The 20,585-nt window shown below is 60.3% G+C and carries 16 protein-coding genes; 9 read left to right on the forward strand and 7 right to left on the reverse strand.

Annotated features, from left to right (window positions below; all coding sequences use genetic code 11):
• Nucleotides 1-106: 106 nt before the first annotated feature.
• The 3 genes from B6S01_RS19210 to B6S01_RS19225 all read right to left on the reverse strand — a co-directional run bounded on the left by B6S01_RS19210 (nucleotide 107) and on the right by B6S01_RS19225 (nucleotide 4,179).
• The gene (locus B6S01_RS19210) at nucleotides 107-2,098 is read right to left on the reverse strand and encodes a protein-L-isoaspartate(D-aspartate) O-methyltransferase (protein ID WP_037463957.1); all 1,992 of its coding nucleotides are present in this window, start codon (nucleotides 2,096-2,098) and stop codon (nucleotides 107-109) included.
• A gap of 19 nt (nucleotides 2,099-2,117) precedes the next feature.
• The gene (locus tag B6S01_RS19215) at nucleotides 2,118-2,609 is read right to left on the reverse strand and encodes a 5' nucleotidase, NT5C type (RefSeq protein WP_037463955.1); all 492 of its coding nucleotides are present in this window, start codon (nucleotides 2,607-2,609) and stop codon (nucleotides 2,118-2,120) included.
• Between the two features lie 796 nt (nucleotides 2,610-3,405).
• Nucleotides 3,406-4,179, reverse strand: coding sequence for a Crp/Fnr family transcriptional regulator (locus tag B6S01_RS19225; RefSeq protein ID WP_051908154.1), 774 nt, complete (start codon nucleotides 4,177-4,179; stop codon nucleotides 3,406-3,408).
• A 784-nt stretch (nucleotides 4,180-4,963) separates the two neighbouring features.
• Between B6S01_RS19225 and phbB the strand changes: the two genes are divergently transcribed.
• Nucleotides 4,964-5,686, forward strand: a complete 723-nt coding sequence (phbB, locus tag B6S01_RS19230; RefSeq protein WP_037463951.1) for an acetoacetyl-CoA reductase — start codon at nucleotides 4,964-4,966, stop codon at nucleotides 5,684-5,686.
• Between the two features lie 107 nt (nucleotides 5,687-5,793).
• Here phbB and B6S01_RS19235 read toward each other — a convergent pair whose 3' ends face one another.
• The gene (locus B6S01_RS19235; protein ID WP_197053206.1) at nucleotides 5,794-6,090 is read right to left on the reverse strand and encodes a GNAT family N-acetyltransferase; all 297 of its coding nucleotides are present in this window, start codon (nucleotides 6,088-6,090) and stop codon (nucleotides 5,794-5,796) included.
• Between the two features lie 362 nt (nucleotides 6,091-6,452).
• On the opposite strand from B6S01_RS19235, the gene B6S01_RS19240 reads away from it, so the two are divergent.
• From B6S01_RS19240 to B6S01_RS19255, 4 genes are all read left to right on the forward strand, one after another.
• Complete coding sequence (locus B6S01_RS19240) at nucleotides 6,453-6,734, forward strand: type II toxin-antitoxin system RelE/ParE family toxin (protein WP_037463947.1); 282 nt, start codon at nucleotides 6,453-6,455, stop codon at nucleotides 6,732-6,734.
• Between the two features lie 11 nt (nucleotides 6,735-6,745).
• Entirely contained in the window at nucleotides 6,746-7,033 is a 288-nt protein-coding gene (locus B6S01_RS19245) for a HigA family addiction module antitoxin (RefSeq protein ID WP_037463943.1), read from the forward strand.
• Between the two features lie 577 nt (nucleotides 7,034-7,610).
• Entirely contained in the window at nucleotides 7,611-12,257 is a 4,647-nt protein-coding gene (gltB, locus tag B6S01_RS19250; protein WP_037463941.1) for a glutamate synthase large subunit, read from the forward strand.
• Between the two features lie 61 nt (nucleotides 12,258-12,318).
• Nucleotides 12,319-13,755, forward strand: a complete 1,437-nt coding sequence (locus tag B6S01_RS19255; protein ID WP_037463938.1) for a glutamate synthase subunit beta — start codon at nucleotides 12,319-12,321, stop codon at nucleotides 13,753-13,755.
• A gap of 196 nt (nucleotides 13,756-13,951) precedes the next feature.
• On the opposite strand, the gene B6S01_RS19260 is transcribed toward B6S01_RS19255, so the two are convergent.
• Nucleotides 13,952-15,499, reverse strand: a complete 1,548-nt coding sequence (locus B6S01_RS19260) for a winged helix-turn-helix domain-containing tetratricopeptide repeat protein (protein WP_051908152.1) — start codon at nucleotides 15,497-15,499, stop codon at nucleotides 13,952-13,954.
• A gap of 134 nt (nucleotides 15,500-15,633) precedes the next feature.
• Here B6S01_RS19260 and B6S01_RS19265 point away from each other — a divergent pair, with 134 nt between their 5' ends.
• The 4 genes from B6S01_RS19265 to B6S01_RS19280 all read left to right on the forward strand — a co-directional run bounded on the left by B6S01_RS19265 (nucleotide 15,634) and on the right by B6S01_RS19280 (nucleotide 18,696).
• Complete coding sequence (locus B6S01_RS19265) at nucleotides 15,634-15,858, forward strand: tautomerase family protein (RefSeq protein WP_037463936.1); 225 nt, start codon at nucleotides 15,634-15,636, stop codon at nucleotides 15,856-15,858.
• Between the two features lie 27 nt (nucleotides 15,859-15,885).
• Complete coding sequence (locus B6S01_RS19270; protein ID WP_081570585.1) at nucleotides 15,886-16,221, forward strand: UrcA family protein; 336 nt, start codon at nucleotides 15,886-15,888, stop codon at nucleotides 16,219-16,221.
• 202 nt (nucleotides 16,222-16,423) lie between these two features.
• Complete coding sequence (locus tag B6S01_RS19275; RefSeq protein WP_037464016.1) at nucleotides 16,424-18,202, forward strand: tetratricopeptide repeat protein; 1,779 nt, start codon at nucleotides 16,424-16,426, stop codon at nucleotides 18,200-18,202.
• A gap of 260 nt (nucleotides 18,203-18,462) precedes the next feature.
• Complete coding sequence (locus B6S01_RS19280; RefSeq protein WP_051908151.1) at nucleotides 18,463-18,696, forward strand: MBL fold metallo-hydrolase; 234 nt, start codon at nucleotides 18,463-18,465, stop codon at nucleotides 18,694-18,696.
• 169 nt (nucleotides 18,697-18,865) lie between these two features.
• Here B6S01_RS19280 and B6S01_RS19285 read toward each other — a convergent pair whose 3' ends face one another.
• Both B6S01_RS19285 and B6S01_RS19295 read right to left on the reverse strand, forming a co-directional pair.
• Nucleotides 18,866-19,714 (reverse strand): ankyrin repeat domain-containing protein, encoded by an 849-nt coding sequence (locus B6S01_RS19285; RefSeq protein WP_169802880.1) that lies wholly within the window; start codon nucleotides 19,712-19,714, stop codon nucleotides 18,866-18,868.
• 374 nt (nucleotides 19,715-20,088) lie between these two features.
• Entirely contained in the window at nucleotides 20,089-20,463 is a 375-nt protein-coding gene (locus tag B6S01_RS19295) for a hypothetical protein (RefSeq protein WP_156479368.1), read from the reverse strand.
• Nucleotides 20,464-20,585 lie beyond the last annotated feature (122 nt).

Raw genomic sequence — 20,585 nt, forward strand, 5'->3', positions numbered from 1 at the left:
ACGGTCCGCAGTCAGGAACCAAAAATCAGCGGCTGAGCGGCTGCAAAGGGTCGGACTGTTCAATGACTAGAAATATAGAGTCGTTGTACCCGGGCGATAGCGTCGTTCACTCGCCAAAGGGGTAGGTCTCCGGCATGCCCTCATGGTCTTCGGGGCCAAGCGGCGTGACAGCACTTGTCTCGTCGAACCAGACGAACGCATCGAACTGCCGGGCAAAAACTGCCTGGCTGTAATGGCTCCAGAGTTCTGTTTCGGGACGATAGATGACCCCTATGAACCGCTCCAGCATCGGCTCGCTTAAGCGCCCGAGCAGCGCAGCGTCGCAATTGACGGACAGATCCAGCAGGAAGCGGCTCACGCCGCTGTCGTGGCACTGGCGCTCCAAGCTGTCTGGGCGCGAAGGGTTGACGCGCTTTACCTCCATGTCACCGTCCCAGTCGGTCGCTGCTGCAACGGTGCCCGTGTGCGTGCCAAAACCGATTAACGCGACGTCGTCACCCCACTGCTCGCGCGCTAGCTGGCCGATGTTGAGTTCGTCGCGGCTTTGGCCCATGTCGGTATGGCGCGCGTCACCAATATGGCTGTTGTGCGCCCACACGATCGCCTTTGCGCCTGAACCCTTCGCTTCCAGCAACTGTCTGAGCGTTTCGAACATATGGGTGTCCCGCAGGTTCCAGCTCTCGGCTCCACCATAATACATGATCCGATAGTAGCGCTCAGCCGAAGCTATCAGTCGGGCGTTCTGCGCGGCGTCGAGAAAATCATCACCGCTATGCGCCACATAATCGAGCCGCCTTTCCAGCAGATCGCGGCATTGCTCGATAACGGCTTTCTCACATTGCGCATAACCGCGCGAGAGCGCTGCGCGGCCATATGTCGCCGGATTGCGTTGCCAAGGGGTCAGGCAGCCATAGCGTTCGCGCGCTACCGCGGCGGCGTGGGGATCGATACGGTCGAGATAGTCGAGCACAGCGCCGATCGAGCCTGACATGTTGTAGATATCGAGGCCATAGAAGCCGGCACGCGCCTCGAGTGGCTTCGCCTTGTTGTGCTCGTGCATCCAGCCGGTCAGCGCCTGAATATCCGTGTTGCGCCACATCCATGTCGGAAAACGCTGGAACGGCGGCTCGTCATCTTCGCGGCGGGGCCGGTGCCGGACATAGCGATCAACCCGCGCGGCGTCGGGCCAGTCGGCCTCCAACGCGACGATGGTAAAGCCGTGCTGCTCGATAAGGTGGCGCGTGATCGCCGCGCGCGCCTGGTAGAATTCAGTTGTGCCATGGCTTGCCTCGCCGAGCATGATGACGCGGCGATCGGCGAAGCGGTCGAACAGCTTGCCAAAAGCGGGATCGTCAAACTCTGGCAGCGGCTCGGCCGCCTTTGCAATCATCTCTGGCACAGAGAGGCGGCGAGATGCACCGGGAACATGGTTGCTTGCCGCCCGGCTGCCATCCTCGCGCCAACCCTCCCCGCCGATCAGCGGCACAAACCTCACCGCTCCCAAATTCGCTTCCTCGAACCGGTCTTGGGCGGTCCGGCTGACTTTACAGAGTTTTTGGTCGCCTAGCTCGCCTACCGGAATGACAAGATGCCCTCCGACTTTCAGTTGCTGCTTGAGGGTGGGCGGAACATCGGGACCGGCAGCGGCAACGAGGATTGCATCGAACGGCGCGTCGTCGGGCGCTCCGGCAGAGCCGTCTCCAATCCGGATTTCGACATTGTCGTAGCCCAGTGCAGCTATGCGCGCGGCGGCCAGCTTGCCGAGCGCGGGATGCCGTTCAATCGCGACGACGCTCTGCGCGATTTGGCCCATCACGGCAGCGGCATAGCCGGAGCCTGCTCCGACCTCCAACACATGATCGCCCGGTTGCACTTCGGCCGCTTCGATCATGGCGGCAACGATGTAGGGCTGCGAGATCGTCTGCTCCTCCTCAATCGGAAGAGCAGAATCTTCGTAGGTGAACTCTTCCAGCCCTTCACTCACGAAGCGTTCGCGCGGCACCTTGCGCATGGCTTTAAGCACATGCGGATCGCGGATCCCGCGCTGGGCCAGATGCACCTTTACCATATGCTCTCGCTGCTTGACGAAGTCAGGCATTGCTCGATCCCTTCTCCTGCTAGGGGGAAACGCCATCAGTGTCGCTGACAGGAACGCCAAGCGCCTTCAGCTTGTCGAGCGTGCTCCCGGCATCTTGGTGATGAACGAAGATGCCGCCGGCGCCTTCCCAAAGATGAGCGTGCTTCATCTGGTCGTCGACGAGGATGTCTCCTTCCTGCGCATGGTGGCGCTTGTCGACGGCCATGACGGTCAAGATTCTGACGCCCGGGAAGTGCTCCGCCGCCCAGCGAACTTTCTGTGGCGCCGCCCATTTACCGCGGGGCAAGCCGGTCAGGATGACTGGGTCAAGATGCCGGACCGCTTTAAACAGGCGCATCGCGTCCGGCATCATCGGTAGAGTGCCATAGAAGTCGGGGTGGCGGGCAAGCTCGCGCCAGAAAGCGGCAATGCCGCGACGCTTTTCGAATTCTCGTGGAGACATGCCGAGAATTTGAGTGGCTCCCCGGTCGAAATCGGCAAGGACGCCATCGCAGTCCAGATATAGTTGCATTAGCCGACCCTCGCGGGGATGAGTGTGACCGGCACAGGCTCGCTCAATGAACGCCAACCATGCTTTTTGATAACTTCATTACTTTGGACCGGCTTACGGCCTGTCGCTCGATCCAGTGACCAGGTGATGTGGTAGGTGCTCCCATCAGGCCGATCAGTGCCGCCATCGATCGAGACAACCATATCCTGCAGACCTTTGCCATCATCGGCTTCGCCGACGATTTCTGCTGAGACTGATGGCGGGAGAGGCGTTCGTGTGCCGGCGTTCGCCTCCAGGGTCACGTGGTCAGCAATAACGTCCGGCCAGCGCGGGCTAAAGCGCGCGAGGAGCTGCTCGCGACTATGGGGGGCGAGCCTCCAGCCAACGACAACCATGTTTCAGCTTATTCTGGAAAGGGCGGGGCGGCAGGAGATGGGGCTCGCACACTCTTTAGCGATTGCCGCCGATAGCAGGTTGGCCCGGCCAGTAGCGCTCGTCTGATTATCCGTGCGCATGCTATTTCTCCTGTGGGTGCGCCTCGGTCTCTTATTGATAACGCGGCTGAAGCGGATCGGCTTCAGACTAGTCGATAATTTGAATTCTGGAACTCGAGAGCGGCTGGTTTGGCCGTAGCGGCCAAAAAGCTGCTTTGCCGATCGCACCCTGCGCGGAACGGCCAAGGGGAGGCATCTCGACCGCGCTCGGATCAGGATGCTGCGCGCATCGGTTTAGTTGCCACGGGTGAAGCCGCGCCCACCTTGAAACTTTTTGAGGGTGGGGCGTGCCTTCGTCGACATGCCTCCAGACCTGTAGCATTTCAATGCCGCGATGCGGTGGAGTCTGCAATCTGCGATGCTCGCCCCGAACATGTCAGCCGTTCGATATTCATGATCTCATCATACCGGCGCTCCGCGACCCCGTAGAAGGGGCCGCAGTAATTCTCCAGCCCCTGCCTGTCCCGGATCGTCACCAGGCCGCGCTGGGCCCTGACCCAACCATGGCCTTCCAGTCCATGAATGGCATGGGTGACGCTTGCCCGCCGAACGCCCAGCATCAGGGACATGTTTTCATGCGTGAGTGGCAAGTCCTCCAAGCCTACCCGATCATGGTACATCAACAGCTTGCGCGCTAGGCGAATCTGTACATTGGCGCGAACGCTGGCGCTGAGTGTCAAGCTCATCTGGGCGATCTGTGTCTGCACATAGCGAAGCAAATACGCGTGAAGTCTGGTGTTGGATCGGGCTGCTTGTAGGAGCTCAAGTCGGTCAATCGCTAAAGCGCGCCCTGCAACCTGGACGTAGCTGTCGCGTTGGGGGAAGAGGTCTGTCACGAGAGAGCTGGCTCCGATCATGCCTTCCAGGCCGATCAGCCCTACTTCGATTGGATTTCGCAGATCGCCTGTTTCCAGCAAGGAGACGACGCCCGATTCAATGAAATAGACCTTTTCCGACCGGCGGCCGGTGCGCTCCAAATATGTACGGGCAGGTAGCTCTTCCTCGTGCAGATCAGGCCAGAGAGTTTGTCGGTCCTGGGGCGTCATTCCTGCGAGCAGCAGGTTATTGCATTTCGCAGCGCTCGCATTGCCATGCATGTCGCTGAGCCCCTCCTGTGGCGGTGGCGCCCGTCGAATTCTCGGCGGTGTCTTATCAACTGTTTGAAGCGTTCAAATTGCTCGATCGTTCCCTTTTTTCGTACGAGTTGCGAGGAGTAAAAGGGGTAACTCGCTGGGGGCGGCAGCAGTTATCAGTGTACGCTTCCGTACAAACTTTTCGGCTTCCTACGAATCGACCATTTGAGTAAATCCACTACAAGAACAAGCCTAACGGAAGAAAATCGGCATAATAATACGCAGTCGTCGTATTATTTAGCTAAAGGAATTCGGTAGCAAGGTTCGGATTAGGATGAGGATTAGCTGCTTTGACCACTAGAATGGTGATAGGTTCGAAATCTCTTGAGAAAAAGACTAATGATTTAGCTGCGCCACATCCATCCTGGTTTAATCCTGATTATAGTACCCAAAAACATGGGCTGACGCCCTTGGGAGCCAAATCGCTTCAGGAGCGATTCTGGGCTGCAGCCGATAGTGTCGAGTAGGGAATTCAAAGCCCACGTGAGAGCGTCACATTCGGTCAGCCATCAGCCTGATCAGGTGATGCGGCGGTTTTTAGCATTCACGATCTTTCAGAGGCGACCCGGGAATCCTCTTCGGAGGATTCCTCACTCGGGCCGGCAAACTGCCGGCCCGGTTTTTTGCCGCCGTCTAATTACATCCAGCGTCTCAGGTGGCGGATTTCGCGGCGATACTGATCGAAGCCGCCGAACCCGCGCAATAGCGTCAGAAGCCGCCCCCCTTTCAGTAATAGGAGCCAAATGCGATGAACAAGGTAGCGATCGTCACCGGAGGTACTCGCGGGATTGGTGAGGCAATCAGTGTAGCTCTGAATGAGATGGGCTATACCGTTGCTGCTAATTACGCTGGCAATGAAGAGAAAGCTCAGGCCTTTTCAGATCGGACAGGCATCGCAAGCTTTAAATGGGACGTCGGCGACCATCAGGCGTGTATGGATGGCTGCGCCCGCGTCAGCGAGTTTTTGGGCCCCGTGGACATTATTGTGAACAACGCCGGGATCACGCGGGATGGGGTATTGTTCAAGATGAGTTTCGATGACTGGAATGAAGTCATGCGGATCAACCTTGGCGGCTGCTTCAACATGGCCAAGGCCGCCTTTGGCGGCATGCGCGAACGCGGATGGGGCCGCATCGTCAACATCGGTTCGGTAAACGGGCAGTCAGGCCAATATGGCCAAGTAAATTATGCAGCAGCGAAATCGGGGATCCATGGCTTCACCAAGGCGCTGGCTCAGGAGGGCGCAAAATATGGTGTCACCGTAAACGCGATTGCTCCGGGGTACATCGATACTGATATGGTAGCAGCCGTGCCTCCAATGGTATTGGACAAGATCGTAGCGAAGATCCCCGTTGGTCGGCTGGGTCAGGCAGAGGAGATTGCCCGCGGTGTTGCCTTTCTTTGCAGCGACAATGCTGCATTCATCACTGGGAGCACACTTTCGATAAACGGCGGTCAGCATATGTACTGACTGGGAGGAGGGGCGTTGTAAAATACAAGCAAGTGAGGTGCAGCCTGGGTTCGGGGCGTTCCGGGCTGATCCAGCTCCACATGCTCAGCCCCACTTCAACCTCTTGCTTATCCCGGCGCATCGAGCGCAAGCAGGTCCTGCTCTTCGGAATGACGTTCGATGTAGCTTGCTATAAACTGACAGATGGGTACGACTTTCATGCCCTGCTCGCGCGCGTCGGCAAGTGCAGCTTTGACGAGACGACTGCCCACACCCGTCCCTTCGAGCGTCTGGGGCACTTCAGTATGGGTAAAGACCAAGGCGCCATCGCGCCGTTCATAAACTGCAATCGCGACTTGTCCGTCAATCGCAAGCTCATAACGGCCTTGCGCCGCAATGTTTCGCACATCGCTCATGTGGGCCATAATCTTGTCTCCCGACTGCGTGCGGTACTCGATAGCTGCCTGTCAGCTCCTAGACAACGAACTCTGGTCCTTGAATGGCCCCAAGGGGGCGATGCGTGCCCATCAGTTGAAAAGGGAACCAACTAATTGCCGCACCTTTTTACGGCATGGATTCACCGTCAAGTCCTCTTCCGATCCGCGGCGAGAAGGGTAAAGATCTGCCTGCCCATGTTGGCAACGGGCTTATCCAGCTGCCACGGTGCAGGCCTGACGATCCAGTTCGGCCGTAAGGATGTGAAGATGATCACAATGAGGGGGGCGTGCAACAGAAGGGGCCGGTAAACCCCTTGCGCTGTGTATCATGAAGTGATACGTATCAGTTGATGATACAGAGCGTCAAAGGGAAGTTGGTTGAACAGGTGTCGGTGGGCAAGCCGGGCAAAGGCTTCCCGAACGACATCTTCCGCGCTGCTGTGCGGAAGCTGGCTATGCTTGAGGCGGCGGTGAATCTGGACGACTTGCGGTCGCCTCCGGGGAACAGGCTGGAAGCGCTGTCCGATGACCGTGCGGGCCAGTATTCGATCCGGATTAACGACCAATGGCGTATCTGTTTCGTCTGGACCGACAAAGGCCCGGAAGACGTAGAGATCGTGGATTATCATTGAAAGGAGTCGCCATGACCATGTTGAAAACCCCGGTCCATCCCGGCGAAATCCTCAAGCATGAGTTCCTTGAGGAGATGGGCATTTCCGCTGGCAAGCTGGCGAAGCATATCCATGTCCCCCGCACCCGCATCGAGCGGCTGTGCGATGAGAGGACTTCGGTCACGCCGGACACGGCCAAGCGTTTGTCCAAGGCACTGGGTACGACGCCGGAGTTTTGGCTCAACCTCCAGACACATTATGATTTGCTGGTGGATCAGGCCGCCGATATCGAAGAAATTAAGCCGCTGTTGGCGGCTTGATTCTCCACGCGCGGTCGCAATGCTAGCCGTTTTCTGCGCTTCAATCACCTGCAGGCTGCAATGTCAGTTCCGGCCAGGTTTGGGTGCGTAAATTGGATAGCTGCCCTTCCGCACTTGGAGATCGAAGATCGTCCCTTGTACTGAAAAGAAAGGTCGTTGAGCTAAATGCTATCGCTCGACAAGCCCGCGTGAAGCCTAGCTAAGGCAGCGGTCTGGGCGATCTTGACCGAGATGATGCAGATTGCCAGTTCGCATGGCACATCATCACTATTGGTCGCTTATGACGTGGGCGTTCGAATAAGGTACAATAAGTCGGCGCGGCCGGTACGCACTAGACAAATAATTTCGCTTACGAATAACGACGATCGGTGCCAATGGGGTCGCCCGCAGCTGTTGGCCGCTATTCACACTGCCTTACGGCAGTCATTGCCGTACTCCATCGGAATGATCCTACTCTGTTTCCGAGCACGCGGCGATCGCCACCTAACCTTTTTTTCCGCAGCCTCGAGCGGTGGGTATTCAATTGTCCGCCGCGGAAGTATGGCTCCCGGAAACGTCGGCACAGAACGGAACTTGAATGGCATACCCGGGCAAACAAGGTTTATATGATCCTGGCAATGAGCATGACGCATGCGGCGTGGGCTTTATTGCGAACATCAAAGGATTAAAAACCAACGATATTGTTCGTCGTGGCCTGGAGATCCTGCACAATATCGATCATCGCGGCGCGGTAGGCGCGGACCCGTTGGTGGGCGACGGGGCGGGCATCCTGATCCAGATTCCCGATTCGCTGTTTCGCAACTGGGCGTCCGGTGCGGGTGTCCATCTGCCGCAGATGGGCGATTATGGCGTCGCCATGTGCTTCCTTCCGCGCGATGCGGAAGCCCAAGCGGCGGCCGTGCATCAGCTTGAGCGCTTCATCGCCAAGGAAGGCCAGATCCTGCTTGGCTGGCGTGACGTTCCCGTGACATTGGACGGGCTGGGGCAGACCGTCCTCGACGAGATGCCGACTATTCGGCAGTGCTTCGTGGGCCGCGGCGCAAACGTCAAGGACCAGGAAGCATTCGAGCGCAAGCTGCTCGCGATCCGCAAGCAGACGCAGAACCCGCTGAAGGAAATCGCGGAAAAGCAGGGGCTGAAGAGCCTGGCCGACTTCTACGTGCCGTCTTTCTCCACCCGCACCATCGTCTACAAGGGATTGCTGCTGTGCGACCAGGTCGGCAGCTTCTATGACGACCTGCGCAATCCGCTGACCCAGTCGGCGCTGGCGCTGGTCCACCAGCGCTTCTCGACCAACACCTTCCCGTCGTGGAAGCTGGCGCACCCTTATCGCTTCATCGCGCATAATGGCGAGATCAACACGGTTCGCGGCAATGTGAACTGGATGAACGCGCGCCGCCGCACGCTGGAATCGCCGTTGCTGGGCGCCGACCTCGACAAGATGTGGCCGCTGATCCCGCACGGCCAGTCGGATACGGCCTGCCTCGACAATGCGCTCGAACTGCTGGTCGCGGGCGGATATTCGCTGGCGCAGGCGGTCATGATGCTGATCCCGGAAGCCTGGGCGGGCAATCCGCTGATGGATCCGCAGCGCAAGGCCTTCTACGAATATTATGCCGCGCTGATGGAGCCGTGGGATGGCCCCGCCGCTATCGCCTTCACCGACGGCCGTCAGATCGGCGCGACGCTGGACCGAAACGGTCTGCGCCCAGCGCGCTTCATCGTGACCGACGACGATCATATCGTGCTGGCGTCGGAAAGCGGCGTGCTGCCGTTCAAGGACGAGAACATCGTTCGGAAGTGGCGGTTGCAGCCGGGCAAGATGCTGCTCATCGACCTGGAACAGGGCCGCATCATCGAGGATGAGGAAATCAAGGCGCAGCTCGCGCAGGCTCATCCTTATGAGGAATGGCTGAAGGAAACCCAATATAAGCTGGAGGAGCTGCCGGCTTCGCTGGGTGAAGACCTGCTCCCCGCGCGGGGCGATGACGCCGCCGCCTTCCTCGATCGCCAGCAGGCGTTCGGCTATACCCAGGAAGACGTGCTGAAGTTCCTGGAGCCGATGGCCCGCAATGCCGAAGACCCGATCGGGTCGATGGGCGTCGACACGCCCATCGCGGTGCTGAGCCAGAAGTCGCGGCTACTCTACGATTATTTCAAGCAGAATTTCGCCCAGGTCACCAACCCGCCGATCGACCCTATCCGCGAGGAATTGGTAATGAGCCTAGTGTCGATGATCGGCCCGCGCCCAAACCTGCTTGGCCATCACGCCGGCACGCACAAGCGGCTGGAAGCCTCACAGCCGGTGCTGACTGACGCAGATCTCGCCAAGATCCGCGGTATTCACGACGCGATGGACGGGGCGTTCCGCACCCGGACGATCGACATCAGCTGGCCCGCGGCCGAGGGCGTGGCCGGGCTGGAGCGCGCGATTGAGCGCATCTGCGGGCAGGCGACCGAGGCTGTGCTGGCCGACCAGAACATCCTGATCCTGTCCGACCGCAATGTATCGGCGGAGCGTATCGGCATCCCCGCCGCATTGGCCACCGCCGCCGTTCACCACCACCTGATCCGTCAGGGCCTGCGCATGCAGACTGGCCTTGTGGTCGAGACGGGCGAAGCGCGCGAAGTGCATCATTTCTGCGTGCTGGCAGGCTATGGCGCGGAAGCGGTGAACCCCTATGTTGCGTTTGAGACGCTGGAGCAGATCCGTCAGAAGCAGGATCTGCCGCTGTCGGCTTATGAAGTTCAGAAGAACTACATTAAGGCGATCGGCAAGGGCATATTGAAGGTCATGTCCAAGATGGGCATTTCGACCTACCAAAGCTACTGCGGCGCGCAGATCTTCGACGCGGTTGGCTTGAACTCCGCTTTCCTGGAGCGCTATTTCACCGGCACCCAGACCACGATCGAAGGCATCGGCCTGGCCGAGATCGCCGAGGAAACAGTCAATCGGCATCGCGAAGCCTATGGTGACAATCCGATCTACCGCAACATGCTGGATGTCGGCGGCGCCTATGCCTATCGCGTCCGGGGCGAGGAACATGCCTGGACGCCGCAGAGCGTGGCGTCGTTGCAGCATGCGGTGCGCGGCAATAATCCGAAGGAATATGAAGCCTTCGCCGCGTCCATCAACGAACAAAATGAGCGGCTGCTGACCATTCGCGGCCTGATGGACTTCAAGTACGCCGACAAGGCGATCCCGCTTGAGGAAGTCGAGCCCGCCAGCGCCATTGTAAAGCGCTTCGCCACCGGCGCGATGAGCTATGGCTCCATCAGCTGGGAGGCGCATACCACCCTGGCGATGGCCATGAACCGGATCGGCGGCAAGTCGAACACCGGCGAAGGCGGCGAGGATCCGATCCGTTTCAAGCCGCTGCCGAACGGCGATTCCATGCGCTCGGCGATCAAGCAGGTGGCGTCGGGTCGCTTTGGCGTCACGACCGAATATTTGGTCAATGCCGATGACGTGCAGATCAAGATGGCGCAGGGCGCAAAGCCGGGCGAAGGCGGTCAGCTGCCGGGCGACAAGGTCGACAAGACTATCGGCAAGACGCGCCATTCGACCCCTGGCGTCGGCTTGATTTCGCCGCCGCCGCACCATGACATCTATTCGATCGAGGATCTGGCGCAGCTGATCCACGACCTGAAAAACGTGAATCCGGGCGCGCGCATTTCGGTCAAGCTGGTGTCCGAAGTTGGTGTTGGTACAGTCGCAGCGGGCGTTTCAAAGGCACGGGCGGACCATGTTACCATCTCGGGCTATGAAGGCGGCACCGGCGCATCGCCGCTGACCTCGCTGACCCATGCAGGCAGCCCGTGGGAAATCGGTCTTGCCGAGACGCAGCAGACGCTGCTGCTCAATGGCCTGCGCACCCGCATCGCGGTGCAGGTCGACGGTGGCCTGCGCACCGGCCGCGACGTCGCCATCGGCGCACTGCTCGGCGCGGACGAGTTTGGCTTTGCCACGGCTCCGTTGATCGCGGCTGGGTGCATCATGATGCGCAAATGCCATCTCAACACCTGCCCGGTGGGCGTCGCCACGCAGGACCCCGTGCTGCGCAAGCGCTTCACCGGCCAGCCCGAGCATGTAATCAACTATTTCTTCTTCGTCGCGGAAGAGCTGCGGGGCATCATGGCCCAGCTCGGTTTCCGCACGATCGACGAAATGGTGGGCCGTGTCGACAAGCTCGACATGCGCAAGGCGATCAGCCACTGGAAGGCGAAGGGCGTCGACCTGTCGCGCCTGCTGCACCAGGTCGAGCCTGACAAGGGCCTGACGCTGCGCAACACCGAGGGCCAAGACCACGGCCTCGACGCCGCTCTCGACCAGGACCTGATCAAGGCGGCGAAGGACGCGTTGGATAACCGCACCCCCGTCCGCATCGAACGGCCGATCCGCAACGTCAACCGCACCGTTGGCGCGATGCTGTCGGGTGAAGTGGCGCGTCGTCACGGCCATGCCGGGCTGCCCGACAACAGCATCTCGGTGAAGTTCGAGGGCGTTGCCGGCCAAAGCTTCGGCGCGTTCCTGGCGCATGGTGTGACGCTCGACCTGACCGGCGACGCCAATGACTATGTCGGCAAGGGCCTGTCGGGCGGCCGCATCATCGTTCGCCCGCCGGAGGATGCAAAGCGCGTTCCGACCGAGAACATCATCGTGGGCAACACGGTGCTGTACGGCGCGATTTCGGGCGAAGCCTTCTTTCGGGGCGTTGGCGGCGAGCGTTTCGCCGTCCGCAACTCGGGCGCGATTGCGGTTGTCGAGGGCGTGGGCGACCATGGCTGCGAATATATGACCGGCGGCGTGGTCGTGGTGCTGGGACAGACCGGCCGCAACTTCGCGGCAGGCATGTCTGGCGGCGTGGCCTATGTCTATGACCCGGATGGCAGCTTCCGGTCCAAGGTCAACGCGGCGATGGTCGATGTCGATCCGGTCCCCGCGACGGCATCCGATGACGATGGCCTAGGCCGGCCGATGCAGCGCGGCGTCGACGTGCATGATTGGGGCATGGGCGACATGCTCCGCCATGACGCGGATCGCCTGCGCGTCCTGCTAAAACGGCACAAGCTCTATACCGGATCGGAACGGGCGGCTGAGCTGCTCGCCGATTGGCAGGGCGCGTTGGGCAAGTTCGTGCGGGTGATGCCGAAGGACTACCGCAAGGCGCTGCAAAATATGGAGGACGAACGGCTCGCCGTGGCTCCCGTAGCCGCCGAGTGATCGTCCGGGGGAAGCGGCGCTTCCCCATTTGCGACAGATTAGAGAAGTTTGGAGAAAGAGTTTGGGCAAGCCCACCGGTTTCCTCGAGGTTGAGCGCAAGGACCGCAGCTACACCGCGCCCGAGGAGCGTCTGAAGCATTGGAACGAGTTCGTCGTTCCGCTGTCGAAGAAAGAAATCCGCGACCAGGCCGCGCGTTGCATGGCCTGCGGCATCCCCTTTTGTCATAATGGTTGTCCGGTGAACAACATCATCCCGGACTGGAACCATCTGGTCTATGAGGATGATTGGAAAACGGCGTTGGAGACACTGCACAGCACCAACAACTTCCCTGAATTCACCGGCCGCGTATGCCCCGCCCCGTGCGAGGCGAGCTGCACGCTGAATATCATCGACACGCCTGTCACGATCAAATCGATCGAATGCGAGATCGTCGATCGCGGTTGGCGCGAAGGCTGGATCGAGCCGCAGCTGCCCGCGCGCAAGACCGGCAAGCGGGTTGCGGTCGTCGGCTCCGGCCCGGCTGGCCTAGCCTGCGCGCAGCAGCTGGCGCGCGCCGGCCATACCGTCACGGTGTTCGAAAAAAATGACCGCGTCGGTGGCCTGCTGCGCTACGGCATTCCCGACTTCAAGATGGAAAAGCACCTCATCAATCGCCGCGCCCAGCAGATGGAAGCGGAAGGGGTGGAGTTCAAAACCTCGACCGAAGTCGGCGTCGCGATCTCGATGGAGGCCCTGCGCAGCAATTACGATGCGGTGGCGCTGGCAGGCGGCGCGGAACATCCGCGCACGCTGGATATTCCCGGCAGCGAATTGGCAGGCGTGCGCCTCGCGATGGAATTCCTGACGCAGCAGAACAAGCGCAACGCGGGCGACGATGAACTGCGCGCCGCTCCTCGCGGCACCCTGTCGGCCAAGGGCAAGCATGTCGTCGTGGTCGGCGGCGGCGATACTGGGTCGGACTGCGTTGGCACGTCGAACCGCCAGGGCGCGGCGTCCGTGACCCAGCTGGAAATCATGCCCAAGCCGCCCGAAAAGGAAGACAAGACGCTCAGCTGGCCGAATTGGCCGCTAAAGCTGCGCACGTCATCCTCTCATCTGGAAGGGTGCGAGCGCGATTGGGCCGTCACCACCAAGCGCGCAATCGGCCGGAATGGCCAGATCGAGGCGCTTGAGTGCGTGCGCGTCGAATGGGTCGATGGCAAGATGCAGGAAATCCCCGGCAGCGAGTTTGAGCTGAAGGCCGACCTCGTCCTGCTCGCCATGGGTTTCGTCGGCCCACGCAAGGCGGGCATGGTCGAACAATCGCGCGTGGAATTGGACGAACGCGGCAATGTAAAGGCCACGATGCTGGATTATATGACTAGTGAGCCTGACGTCTTTGCTTGCGGAGACATGCGCCGTGGGCAGTCGCTGGTAGTCTGGGCGATCCGAGAGGGGCGGCAATGCGCTCGCGCAGTCGACTTGCACCTAATGGGCGAAAGCCACCTTCCACGCTGAGCCTGGCGGCAAATGATCAATACTGTGAGGGGTAGTTCATCGGGTCATCGCTCTGAACGAGGGTTCTTTGTAAGATCAAGTCCCGGCGTCAGTCGGAAGCTGCCCTTCTGCACTTAAGAAGCCACTATCGATCCTTGAAGGGCAAAGAAGGGTCGCTCGAGCAGGTGATGCAGCCGCCTTGATAGCTGAAGTATCGTTACAACCCGATGCCGACCAGCGCCCGCTCAATCATCTCGCGCGCGGCACCGGTCGCAAAGGGGAAGGACCGTAGGAAGTCGCGCCCGCGGAACTGCGGTTCGTTTTGGTGGATCGCTGCCACCCATTGCCGAGATCGATCGCGCCGATCGGCGAGATAGGTGGCGATGGCAGCGATGACGGCAATATGCTTGTGCGCGCCGGGTGACCTCACCGCCCGCTCGGCCAGTACAACCGCTTCCTCGTGATTGCCGCGCAGCACATGACTGAGCGCGCAGGTGGCGATCATCGCATAGCGTAGCGGGTCGAGAGGGCTGAGCCGAAGCGCAAGCAGAGCGTCCTTTTCCCCCTGCTCTGGCGCGCCTGAGAGCGTCCGCGCCCATGCCTTGCTGTAGACGCCCTGTGCATAGCTGGGGCTGATCTGCGTTGCCTGTTCCAGCCAGTCCAGGCTGCCGGCCAGATCGCCCGAGAGCCAAAGCGCGCGGCCCATGTTGAAATGACAGAAAGAGTCGAGGCGGTCGAGTTGCACGGCTCTCTGCGCCAGTTCGTGGGCGGCATCGACCTGCCTGCCATGATCGGATTGATAGCCCAGGAAGGCGTTCTGAAAATGGGTGAACGACTTGCCGGCGTAGGCGCGGGGGAACTCGGGATTTACCTGGAACGCCCTGTCAAACATGCGTGCGGCCAACTCATTGTCGGCGCGATTGAAGCGGAACATGTGGTCCAGACCCGCATGGTAGGCGGACCAAGCACTGAGCTGGCTGATATCACGGCCGCGTGCGAGCCGGGATTCGTAAAGCGAGATGCTGTTTTCCAGCGCAGCAACGACGTTAGCCGCAATCTCTCGGCGCATGTCATGGATGTTGGTCAACCGGTCCTCATAATGTTCCGCCCAGATTACGCCTCCGCTGGCCGCTTCGATCAGTTCGACGGCGCAGAAAACCCCTTCGCCCGCCAGTGCGATACTGCCGGTCAGGCAATAGCGCACGCCCAGCGTATGTCCGATCTGCTGATGATCGAGGGCGCTATCCCGAAAGCGGAAGGATGATCCGCGAGCGATCACGAACAGCCAGCGCAAATGGGAGAGGTCGGCGATTAGTTCATCAGCAAGAGCGTCGGTCAGGAAGGCGGCCGGTCCCGCATCGCCCAGCAGACGAAAAGGTAAGACGGCGATCGAGGGACGATCCGCCATTGCGTCCTCCTTCAGCACACAGGACAGCGCGGATGGGGAGGACTGGCCGGCGAAAATGACTTCCCCAACGAAGCGGAAGCCTCGGCCATGGATAGTCCGCACCAGCCGCTGCTGCTGGCCGTCGTCGGCGATCGCCTTACGTGCGGACTTGATGCGGGAGGCTACCGCGGCATCAGAGACGGCGCGGTTGTTCCAGATCTTCTCGATGATCTCGTCCTTGCTCACCATTCGGTCACGATTAGCGACGAGCAGGGCGAGCAGAGACAGGACTTGCGGTTCGATCGGGACTGGCGTGCCGTCCCTTCGCAGTTCGAAACCTGCGACGTCCAGCTCGAACGGATCGAAGCGGTAAATCATGCCCCGTCTGCCGCAAGAATCCCGGCGATCTTCATGAATTCTCCATCCCGCCTTCAAGCTTCGCCTTGGTGCCTGGCCTATTGTCGCATCATCAGGTCGAAGCGGCCTGATCTTATAGCATGAAGGAGAGGAAAATGCCGCTCGTCACGATCGACGTCATCAAGGACGTTTTCACCCCTGAAGAAAAGCGCCGGCTGATCACCAATGTGACCGAGGCCCTGATCGAAGTGGAGGGCGAGGCCCTGCGCCAGGTGACATGGGTCCGCATCAAAGAGGTGGAACAGGGTGATTGGGGCATTGGGGGCCAGTTGCTGCGCGCCGCCGATGTCCAGGCCCTGGCCGGCAACGTTCCAGCCTGAACGGGAAGCCAAGCAGAGGAGGCCGATATGAGGTCATGGAGAATGGCGCTGCCTCTGGCAGTGGGGCTTGCAAGTCCGAACGTCGCAGCCGCGGCGGAGCATGGCGTAAGCATGGCGGTGAGCTATGGCGACCTCGATTTGTCGCAACCTGCAGATTCCCGTCGCCTGCACGCGCGGACCCAAAGGGCGGCCCGCACCCTTTGTGCGCAGCCGCGTCAGGGAGTGTTGGCCAGCCCCGCAGAAATCCTTTGTCGCCGGGCTGCGATGGAGAAGGCGCAAAGGCAGATCGAGCGCGCTGTGGCGTTCGCGGTCGAGCGCCGCAGCCTTGCTCAACGTGGCTTCGCCACGGCAACGGCCCGTTGAGCGTCAAGCCCGTCCCGGCTGCAGCCGGGATGGGCGCTGCCGAATAGTTGGTGCGAGCAGACCGTCCGCGCCTGAGCGGGGAAATGGCTCCGATCAATGGGGGCAAAGTTCAGCGGCTTGTGCGAAGAATCGCCTGAAGGTTCGGCTGCTTTATGATATAGAAGCCGACCATCGACCCACTCTCAATTGTCAGGAGATGGCGATGGAAAAGACCGTGGGTTCGCTGTCCCTCATGACAGCGGCCATCATGCTGATGAGCGTTTCTCCGGTCCCGCGTGAGAGGTTTTCCGCCGAACTCCTCGCGCGCCTTGATCCCGCCGTGACCGCACGCAGTCTTTGCGGTGGCAAGGAGGGCACCGGCCGGCCGATGCGCGCGATGCTCTCCGTGGCAGCAACCGTTGTTCAAGGTCAAACCGCCATGCGAGCTCCTCTGTATGACAATCTGGGAAAGGTCCACCTTCCAATCACGACCAGTCATCCCCTGGCGCAGCGTTTCTTCGACCAAGGATTGGCCCTCGCCTACGGCTTCAATCATGCGGGAGCGATCGCCTCCTTTCGCGAAGCACAGCGGCTCGACCCCAATTGCGCGATGTGCTTCTGGGGTGAGGCGCTGGCCCATGGTCCGAATATCAACGCGCCGATGAACCCAGCCACCAATGCGCGGGCGGTCGGCCTTGCGGGCTATGCGCAGTGGCTCGCCCGCAACGGGAGTCTGGCAGAGCAGCTGCTGACGGCTGCCATGATCAAGCGCTATTCGGCCGATCCCAAGGCGGATCGCGCCGAACTGGACACTGCCTATGCCGACGCCATGCTGGCCGCGGCAGAAGCGCAACCAGCCCATGATGACATCGCGCTGCTCGCGGTGGAGGCGGCGATGGACACGCGGCCATGGGATTATTGGCTTGCCGACCGGCGGACGCCGCAGCCCAGACTGCGCGAGGCCGTCCGCCTGGTCGAAACGGTGCTTGCGCGCAACCCAGACCATCCGCAGGCACCGCATCTCTATATCCATCTGATGGAGAATGGGCCTGATCCCAAGCGGGCCGAGGCAGCGGCCGATCGACTGGCAACACCGCTGGCGGCGAAGGCGGCGCATCTCCTTCACATGCCGGCGCATATCTATTATCGCCTGGGCCGATGGCAGGATTCTCTACGGGTCAACATCGCCGCCGCGCGCGCGGATGAGGAATGGATCAGGTCCAGCGGCGACAGGGGCCTGGTTCGCTACGGCTATTATCCCCACAATGTCCACTTCATCGTCACCTCGGCGCAGATGGCCGGAGACATGGCTACCGCCATGCGCGAAGCGCAGCGGCTTGAAACGATTCTGGACGCTGCCACAAGCGCGAAGATCGCATGGGTTCAGGCAATCCATGCAGCGCCCTATTTCGCGGCGGCACAGTTTGCCACGCCCAACCAAGTTCTCGGCCTGCGGGCGCCTGATGCTCGCCTGCCTTATGCCGTTGCCATGCGGCACTATGCTCGGGCGTCAGCCTATGCCCAACAGAGGAACCGGAGGGGTTTCGACCAGGAGCTGGCGATGCTGAGCGCTTTGCGCGACAGCGAAGCTATGCAGCCGATGATCGATCAAGGAGTTCCCGCGCGCGATCTGCTGCAACTTGCCGAGACAGTTGCGCTCGCGCGGTGGGAGCAAGCCGGCGGTCGCTATCGCGAGGCGGAGAAGCATTATCGAGCGGCTGTCGCGATCGAAGAGAAGATCCCCTATATGGAGCCGCCCTACTGGTATTATCCTGTCCAACAGTCGCTGGGCGGCGTGCTGTACCGCCAGGCGCGCCACGAGGAAGCCCTCGCCGCCTTCACCGGAGCGCTTGCGCGTTCCCCGAACAATGGATGGGTTCTCTACGGTATAGCCTCTTCCCAACGGGCGCTTGGAAGGCGGGCGCATGCGGCTGCTGCACAAGCTGCTTTCAAGCGCGTCTGGGCTGGTGAGTCAAGCTGGTTGAGAATGGACCGGCTATAGTTCTGGAGTATGGTTGGGGTCGGCCCTCGCCAGAACGGACGCGTGAAATCGGCAACGGAACGGCTGTAAATGTCGGCCATTCTGAACGGCATGCGTCCCACATTGCACCCGCGGCTGGTGAACGGGCGGTTCGGCGACCCGCCCTGTTCATTCAAGCACTCCACCGTCCTGATGCGCTGCTGTTCGACCTGGGTGATCTGACCCCGCTCAGCACCCGTGACGTGCTTCGGATCACGCACGTCTTCGTCTCACATATGCACATGGACCACTTCATCGGCTTTGACCGGCTGTTGCGTGTCCATGTCGGTCGGGAAAAAGAGATTGTCATAGTCGGCCCGGCGGGCATAGCGGCCGCAGTAGGGCATAAGCTGCACGCCTATCGTTGGGATCTGGTCGATCGCTATGCGACCGACCTGGCCTTCTATGTCATCGAGGTGCATGCAGCCGACAGGTTGGACGCCTTGCGGTTTCGTCTGAAGACGCGCTTCGCCTGAGGCCGCCGACGACTCGCGCGTGCAAGTCGGCTGCGGCACAGCTCGAAGCTAGGATCATGTTGAGGTGCGCTACCGTGGGTCTGCCTTCCCTGGGAAATAAACAGGCGGGTCACCTACCGCGTGCAAGCTAAAGACGATCAATAGCTCGCGCCTACAGCGCACAGAGTTCTCACCAGTAACGACCGGTGTTTAGGCACTGTTGCCACCGCCGCACGGCGCGCATCTTCCCTGTCGTGTCGGAGGAGAGAGCCGCGTCGGCCTGATATTTCTGCTGACATTCCACCTTTCGACTTGCGGGCGGGTTGGATGTGGAAGGCTTCGCAGTGGCAGTTCCCAGCAGCGCCTTCATCTCGGGTGAGGTGGCGAGTTGAGGCGCGGTCTGGCCATCCTTGTTGCGGATAGTTCGTTTGGCCCCGTGATCTAGTAGGATCTTGGCCAAAGCAACCCGATCCCGATCTGCGGCGTGATGAAGTAGCGTCCAGCCATATTGGTCCTGATCATCAACACCGACACAGTCTTCGATCAATCCGGTTAACTCGTCGGGATGATTGTACCAGATCGCATCCTTGGCCTTCAGAAATGGGCGCATGGCAGGGGACCGCCCGTCATTCACCTGTTCCGACCGAACCATAGCGCACATACCGTTTCTGGCAGGCGGTGTTGGCTGCGGGCGACTGACGGCAGCGCCACGCGGCTGGCCAGCTGATCCAACTGTCGATGCTTGAGCCATGGCTTTGCGGATCTCAGCCTGCACCATGGTCCCGATAGCCATCTGATAAGGCGTGCTGCCCGAGCGTGATTTTAGGCTTGGATCGGCACCGCGAGCGAGGAGCGCCCTCACCATTTCGAGGTTACCGGCATCCGCAGCATAGTGAAGAAGGCTGTAGCCTTCATCAGTTTGCATATTCACATCGAATTGACCGCTGTCCACAATCCTCAGAGCCTCAGCATTTTGCTTAACTTTCAGATAATAGCGTGCATCATCGAAGGGATCGCCTGCAATGGCGGCAGAAGACATAAAGAGGGCAGTTAACCCTATCAGCATATTACGGAACAAAGTTATCTACTCCCCCAGAAGTGGCATGTACTGCCTTTATATTGCCTCCACCGCCGAGGTGCAGCTTATGGGTGCGCACGCTCATGACTATTTCCTGCGCCGCCGTCGCACGGCGCGGGCGCAGAACTCGCTCAGTGCTGCAACCAAGAGCGCTAGAACGGTCGCTGCCAAGAGGACGAGAAGACCGATCAGCACCCATCCGGCGATCTCGGTTCCCCCGTCGATCCCGCAGCAGCGTATGCTCACAACTCCATAGGCGATGGGTGCTAATAAGGCGATGGCACCGGCGAAAGCCAAGGCGGCGGAAATTTTCGCCGCCCAACTGATCTGCAACTTCAGTTTTGCACCCAGACCTTCATGTTCGCACCGCCAGCGGAGACGACGTTCGCTCCTCCTGCTGAGACAACATTGGCGCCGCCTGCGGAAACGACTCCTGCGCCACCCACAACAGGGTATTTTTGGCCGTTAAATTCCACAACCGCCGAACCGTCTTTGACGTGAACCTTGGCTCCTGCAGGCACGCGCAGATCGATCTGCTTCTTACGGTGGTAGGGGAATTGCGGACCGTTATTATTGTCCCACGGAGCGCAGCCCCAAACGAAGATGTTGACCACCCCATTGCATCCGGTGCCAGCTTCAGCCGGCACGGCGGTCATCCCGACCGTGACTAGACCCGCAGCAACGGCCACGGCCCGAACATGTGAACGCATAGATCCCCCAATAGTCTCCCAAACAGCCGAGGCTGCTAAAAGGCTGATTTAACTAAGTGAAGCGTCAAGGGAAAGTAAAAAGCACAGCATGATCCCACATGGATGTCATTCTCCTAAAATTC

This window comes from Sphingobium herbicidovorans (assembly GCF_002080435.1).
In the GTDB taxonomy this organism is placed as follows: Bacteria; Pseudomonadota; Alphaproteobacteria; order Sphingomonadales; family Sphingomonadaceae; genus Sphingobium; species Sphingobium herbicidovorans.

What these genes read in the sequence shown, in the direction of transcription:
- B6S01_RS19265 (WP_037463936.1), top strand. Translation starts at nt 15,634, where the DNA reads ATGCCGCTCGTCACGATCGACGTCATCAAGGACGTTTTCACCCCTGAA.
- B6S01_RS19285 (WP_169802880.1), bottom strand. Translation starts at nt 19,714, where the DNA reads ATGTCTTCTGCCGCCATTGCAGGCGATCCCTTCGATGATGCACGCTAT.
- B6S01_RS19245 (WP_037463943.1), top strand. Translation starts at nt 6,746, where the DNA reads ATGACCATGTTGAAAACCCCGGTCCATCCCGGCGAAATCCTCAAGCAT.
- B6S01_RS19275 (WP_037464016.1), top strand. Translation starts at nt 16,424, where the DNA reads ATGGAAAAGACCGTGGGTTCGCTGTCCCTCATGACAGCGGCCATCATG.
- B6S01_RS19280 (WP_051908151.1), top strand. Translation starts at nt 18,463, where the DNA reads ATGGACCACTTCATCGGCTTTGACCGGCTGTTGCGTGTCCATGTCGGT.
- B6S01_RS19240 (WP_037463947.1), top strand. Translation starts at nt 6,453, where the DNA reads ATGATACAGAGCGTCAAAGGGAAGTTGGTTGAACAGGTGTCGGTGGGC.
- B6S01_RS19215 (WP_037463955.1), bottom strand. Translation starts at nt 2,609, where the DNA reads ATGCAACTATATCTGGACTGCGATGGCGTCCTTGCCGATTTCGACCGG.
- gltB (WP_037463941.1), top strand. Translation starts at nt 7,611, where the DNA reads ATGGCATACCCGGGCAAACAAGGTTTATATGATCCTGGCAATGAGCAT.
- B6S01_RS19235 (WP_197053206.1), bottom strand. Translation starts at nt 6,090, where the DNA reads ATGGCCCACATGAGCGATGTGCGAAACATTGCGGCGCAAGGCCGTTAT.
- B6S01_RS19295 (WP_156479368.1), bottom strand. Translation starts at nt 20,463, where the DNA reads ATGCGTTCACATGTTCGGGCCGTGGCCGTTGCTGCGGGTCTAGTCACG.
- B6S01_RS19270 (WP_081570585.1), top strand. Translation starts at nt 15,886, where the DNA reads ATGAGGTCATGGAGAATGGCGCTGCCTCTGGCAGTGGGGCTTGCAAGT.
- B6S01_RS19225 (WP_051908154.1), bottom strand. Translation starts at nt 4,179, where the DNA reads ATGCATGGCAATGCGAGCGCTGCGAAATGCAATAACCTGCTGCTCGCA.
- B6S01_RS19210 (WP_037463957.1), bottom strand. Translation starts at nt 2,098, where the DNA reads ATGCCTGACTTCGTCAAGCAGCGAGAGCATATGGTAAAGGTGCATCTG.
- phbB (WP_037463951.1), top strand. Translation starts at nt 4,964, where the DNA reads ATGAACAAGGTAGCGATCGTCACCGGAGGTACTCGCGGGATTGGTGAG.
- B6S01_RS19260 (WP_051908152.1), bottom strand. Translation starts at nt 15,499, where the DNA reads ATGATTTACCGCTTCGATCCGTTCGAGCTGGACGTCGCAGGTTTCGAA.